General features: G+C 54.9%; 4 protein-coding genes. 2 read left to right on the top strand and 2 right to left on the bottom strand.

What is annotated here, in order from left to right; all coding sequences use genetic code 11:
- The first annotated feature begins 368 nt into the window (after nucleotides 1-368).
- Both FHT08_RS19775 and FHT08_RS19770 read left to right on the top strand, forming a co-directional pair.
- Nucleotides 369-722, top strand: coding sequence for a SymE family type I addiction module toxin (locus tag FHT08_RS19775; RefSeq protein ID WP_104599354.1), 354 nt, complete (start codon nucleotides 369-371; stop codon nucleotides 720-722).
- A 160-nt stretch (nucleotides 723-882) separates the two neighbouring features.
- The gene (locus tag FHT08_RS19770; RefSeq protein ID WP_243849101.1) at nucleotides 883-1,035 is read left to right on the top strand and encodes a hypothetical protein; all 153 of its coding nucleotides are present in this window, start codon (nucleotides 883-885) and stop codon (nucleotides 1,033-1,035) included.
- A 230-nt stretch (nucleotides 1,036-1,265) separates the two neighbouring features.
- On the opposite strand, the gene FHT08_RS19765 is transcribed toward FHT08_RS19770, so the two are convergent.
- Together FHT08_RS19765 and FHT08_RS19760 are read right to left on the bottom strand one after the other, a co-directional pair.
- A complete protein-coding gene (locus FHT08_RS19765; protein ID WP_146094517.1) occupies nucleotides 1,266-1,652 on the bottom strand; it encodes a hypothetical protein in 387 nt (128 codons plus the stop codon).
- Nucleotides 1,653-1,654: 2 nt separating this feature from the next.
- Nucleotides 1,655-5,418, bottom strand: a 3,764-nt coding sequence (locus tag FHT08_RS19760; protein ID WP_243849100.1) for a hemagglutinin repeat-containing protein, incomplete at its 5' end; no start/stop codon positions are given.

Raw genomic sequence — 5,418 nt, 5'->3', positions numbered from 1 at the left:
GCTCGGCCCCGGCAAACAGACTGATCATCGGCTCTTACCCTGGATGGCGGTGGAACTATGATGCCAAGGATCGGGGGTTTTTAGAGCTGCCCTTAAGACGAAGCCATTGACATCGCTCGTAACGGGTAGCAATCTCTTGACTAAGGAGCGTAGAAACTCCTCTCATAGCGGTACCCACCTCCGTCAAACCGGTGGGTTTTTTGTGCCTGTACTTTGCAGGCGCAACCGACGCGACGCCTGCGTCGGGAGGGCGGCTAATACAACACTCCTTCGGGAGGAATACGCCCGCCGGCTATGAGCGGTTTCTAACCTCCCGACATCCCGTCGCTGATCAGCGACGGCACCTGTTCGTTCAGGAGGGCTTTGCCATGCGTCAACCGCCATCCCGCACCACTACCACCCGCAAGCGCGCAAAGCGTCAGCCAACCCGCGACGCGGTCTGGCGCATCGTCGAGACGCCGCTCACTCCGATGCTCACACCCGAACAGATCGCTGCCGCCAACGCAGCCGACCTCGCCAAACAACAACGTGCCCCACGCCGCCCACGTCCACCGCAGCAACTAACCGTCGGCTATGGCTATTACCCCGCTAGTAGCCAACGCATACCCACTCTCCGCCTGCGAGGTCGTTGGCTGGAGCAACTGGGCTTTACCATTGGCAGCAAACTCAATATCCGCATGCGCGATGGAGAGCTAGTCGTAAGCGTAGCGGACAAAGACTGAGTACGTGCCGCATAGCATGCGTACGACCCGCATCAAGCTCAGCGCGCATGCCAACAGGCTTTTATGCGCTCACGTTTCGCCGCAAAGAATAATAACGATGAAGCAGCCTGCTGTCGTCTTTCGTCTCACGCTCGACTAAACCGACTTACTTGACCGCTTATTGCGCACCATCGCCGCCTACGGCGACGTGATCGCTGTGACCGCACCGGATTGCCTGGATGCACAGACTTTTCCAACGATTGGCCAAGCCATCTATGAAGCAGCCAACACCGCACGTAACATTCTTGAGCAGCAACCGGAGCAGAAACAGTGAGAGCCATAGCGACAAATTAGCCACAACGTTCAGGTGATTCTGCCACTTAACTCTACCTTACGGCCCCAACAATGCCGCCTCGGCCTCACGCAAGAGGCCGATGACTTAATTTCTTAAGAAAAAATGCTTTTTCAGGCATAGGAATTGGACTTAGAACTTGGTTAATGCTCACACTTGGGTAAACTTCACATCACGGCAAGCATTATTACGACCCAACATTAAACCAACCATCACATTTCAAAATAAACAGATTTTATAAAATCACCCTCCGGAGAAAATAATGAAACATCAATATCCGGAAGCACAGCGCCAAGATCGTCCCTCTCAATAACCAATCCATTATCAGCGGCTTTTTTTAGAAAATCTTCAAAATTTTCATCAAAAACTTTTATCCCACTTATCGAAACATTTGCCCCACTTACGAACTCAACGCCTTCAACAATATTTTTTTCCGAATAATATACGTGAGCCCTATGATTGAAGAAGTTATCGGTAGTATTTTTTGCAAGATAGTTTTTATTAAACTCATTAAATTCACCCAAAATTTCCCTTACCTTAGATCGATCCATTCCTTTTGAGATCGGGCCAACACTACAACTTAGTAGTTCAAAATTCATGATCATTTAATCTTAAAATCGTCGGGATTCAATGTCTTTGCGTAATCAATCATTTGCTGAATATGGCCATCATATTTTTTGCCAAATTTAGCTCTAATGTCATCAACGTCCATCTGTACAGCATCCATCAACCTGCCTTGATCAAGCAACTCCTTTTGCTTATCCCTGTAGGCCTGAGCACTCTTGGATCGTCCAAAGCTCGCAGTCAACTCGTGATCTTCAGGATCCATTTTAATGGCTGGACCTCCACCAGAGCCAATTGGGGCTCCTTTATAACAGTTTTGAGCAGGGCAGTGATGTGAATCAAGACCGTCTCCGGAAGGTTTACTAGTTTGTCGATGAGGGCCTCCAAGTTTTTCGTCCTTAACGAGATTTCCGGCATTATCAATCTTTTGGCCAATACCCTGCGAGCTTTCAAGAATACTCTTCGCGCCGGTGCCTGCAGTCGTAGCACCGATAGCGGCCATCATCGCATCGACACCCATTCCCGCCATCATGCTGCTGGCAGGCCTAACCGACTGAAGCTGCTCAGCGGTTTGCGCACCTAGGCCGTATGTACCAATGACCCTACCAAAAGGATCCACCAAGTACTGCTGTTTAGCGTTCTGAAGGAACTCTCCTGCGGCAGAGTTTTCGAAAAGCGTACTCGCGACCGTCTTGACCGGGCCGCCAGCAGCAGCCATCGCGACGTAGGCAAGCGCCATTGCTGTGTCTTGACCCAGCCAGTTGCTTGCCTTCTCAACGCCGCGACCACCACTCTCGATGACTCCGCTGACAAGCTGACCAGCGTGCAGGAGCCCACCGGACGATTTACCGACTACCTCTACCGTTGGAAGCTTCTCGACACCTCCAACAGCAACAAGAGGCTGTCCATCAGGACCAATGCTCTGTACATCTTCAACATAGACCCTACCCACCATTCCAAGAAGAATCTTCTGATCCTCCAGGCCCAGCGCACCAAAACTCTTGCCGTATTCCTTCTGTGCCGATGCTTCAACCAGCGCCATGCCCGCCATGTTGCTGGCAACGCCAGGCGTTGTCAGCGCCGCCGCGAGACTCGCTGGATCCGCGCCATTCTTGATTGCCTCGTTGATCAGCGTACGCATGCCTTGCAGCAGAGCTTCGTCACCGCCTGCCATCTCACGCAAAGCGTCGGAGGCCAGCAGCTGTCGCTTACCGTCACGGTAGTCGTAATAGCCATATTGCTGGGAGGTGTTGGCGGCGATGGCGCCCGACGTGGCATCCCCCATCAGACCACCAGCGATCAGACCCAGGCCAATGCTGGCCAGGTTCATCGCTCCTTCGTGGGCTATACCATCGCCATCCAAGCCCTTATTGATGCTTGCTGATAGCTTGGTCAGGAATCCTTCGTTGGCAGCTACACCAGCAGCAGCGCCTAGAGTACTGCCCCCGCCTAGACTGGCCTGGAATACGCCTGCCAGTACCTGCGTTGCCATCTTGGCATTACCGCCATCGGACCACTGCTTCAGACTGGACTGAGCGGCGTCACGCCGCACCGCTGCTGCCGCACGCTCCTCATCGGTTGTAGCAGCTTGATAATCCTCGGCTGCGGCTTTGAGCTCTTCTGTTGCCGCATCACGCCGTGCAGCAATCACTTCCTTGGCAGTACGGAATCCGACTTCGCCTGCAACCTGGCTCAGCTCGACCTGTTCCTGCAACTTGTTCGTATCAATCGCTTTGACGCTATTGCCGTCAAGCATTGAGGCGCTACGTTCCAGACCTTCCAGGGCACTGAAATCCTTATTGCGTATCTCAATAGCACCAGCAGCAATGTCACTACGAGTAGTACTCGTTGCATTGCTATTGGCGCTGCCCAGAGCACTGAGTCCTGCACTTGCGGCGGATTGCGCCAATCCAGCACCACTGGTTCCCGCGCCGACACCGATGTTCGATGCCTTTGCCTTTGCTTCGTTTTGAAGATCTTCTACCGTCAGGCTGTCCGTGGACAGGCGATTGAGTGTCGCATCCGCGGCACTTGCAATTGCGCCGCCAACAAGGTGCGTATTGCCACCAACAGTGATATCAAATCCACCCTTGCCGGCCTGAATGCCGCTTTGTTCATTGACACTGGTGTAACTGTTGTTGACTTTCTGTTGGCTGTAGTTCGCACTACTGCCGCTAAAGCCCCACACCAGCGTCATGCCCGCCTGTTGCTGCTTGCTCTTGTAGTCGCTGGTGTCTTGCTCACTTTGGATCAGCAGGTTACCGCCAACGTCGGCAAGCACTTTGTCGCCGATTGCTTGTGCGCCCTTGATCGTAGTGTCGTTACCACTGATCAACGTCAACCTGTCGTTGGCGGTCACTACGCTCTCAGCGTGTACGTCACTATTGCCCTTGGCACTACCTTTACCCGCATAAGCAGTGAGATACACACCCGTCGTGGTACCAACGCTTACACCAATCTCACCACCCGCGTTCTTGTTCTCCGATTTATTGGTGTTGGTCTCCAGGTTGCTCAGCAAGTTCAGGTCGTTCGCCGCAGACAGCACGACATTTTCACCATTGATCTTGCTACCAATGACATTCAGATCGCCGCCTGTCGCTGCGATGGTGACGTTGCCGTCGCTCAGGATGCGACTACCGCCAGTGGTTTCCTCATGTGTTGTCGTCTTACTCGACGCACTGCTAGCTCCAATACCGATGCGTAAACTCACGCCCCCCATACTGCTGCCAGCGGCCGCAGCTGCCTGATACTCGGCCACGCCGTCGCTGACGGCGTAACCCGCCTTGGCGGCATAGAGTGCTTTTAGACGGTCATCCTCTACCTCTGAACCACGTTTAGTCGCGCTGTACGCCGCTTCCGCTGCTGCAACCACGCCCCCGGTCAGCCCCAACGTGATACCCGCACTCTGCTGCTTGGACGTCTGCACCGTATCCACGGTATTTTCTGCCGCGGCAATCGTGACTTCCTTGCCCACGATCGTAGTGCTGGTGGCACTCAGCACATCGCTGCCGGTAATGGCAACCTTGTTGCCGGCGGTCATTGTCACCGAGCCATCTGTACTGCCGACCAGGCTGCCGCTGTTGGTCACCTCGGTGACGTCCAGCCCATCGGTCTTTTTGGTGACGCCCAAAGCGACGCTGAATCCACCGCCGCCGTAGAGACCCGACTTCTTGACAGTCTTTTCGTGTTCCTCGCTGTGCGTGTTCTGCACCGTGTCCAGCGTGATGTTGTTGCCTGCGGCCAATACCACATCGCCGGTGCTGGCGACCTGCGCGCCTTGCGATAGCAGATCGTTACCCGCCGCAATCTGCACCGTGTCACCACTGAGCGTGGTGGTGACTGCTACGTTGTCCTGCCACTCATCATGCGTGGTCGTCGTCTTGCTGGAGAACGTGCCCTTCTTCTTCTTGGTCATGTCCTGCACGGCGTCGTGCTGCTCGCTGGCGGCGAGCAGATTGACGTCGTTGCCGGCGGCCAGGGTGATGCCGCCTTCCTTGGTGGCTGCCGATGCGGCGGTGAGGGTGATGTCGTTGCCGGCCTGCATCGCCAGGTCGCCGCCAGCGTTGAACTCGGTGCCGTAGACGGTTTCGTCGCTGGTCGCGATGGTCTGCTTGAAGCGCTTGCGCGTTTCCAACGTGTTGCTGGTGTCCACCGTGGTCAGCGTGCTGGCATTGATGTCATTGCCGGCGCTTAGCCCCAAGCCCCTGCCGGCGTCCAGCTTGGCCGCGACCAGATTGACGTCGTTGCCGGCGCTGAGGATCAGGTTGCCGCCGGCAGTGAGCGCCTGTTGGTCGATGCTCT

The sequence above is a fragment of the Xanthomonas sp. CFBP 8151 genome (genome assembly GCF_011761885.1).
Taxonomy (GTDB): domain Bacteria; phylum Pseudomonadota; class Gammaproteobacteria; order Xanthomonadales; family Xanthomonadaceae; genus Xanthomonas; species Xanthomonas arboricola_B.
The sequence above is the reverse complement of the archived record's forward strand: the minus strand, read 5'-3'. Positions and strand labels throughout refer to the sequence as shown.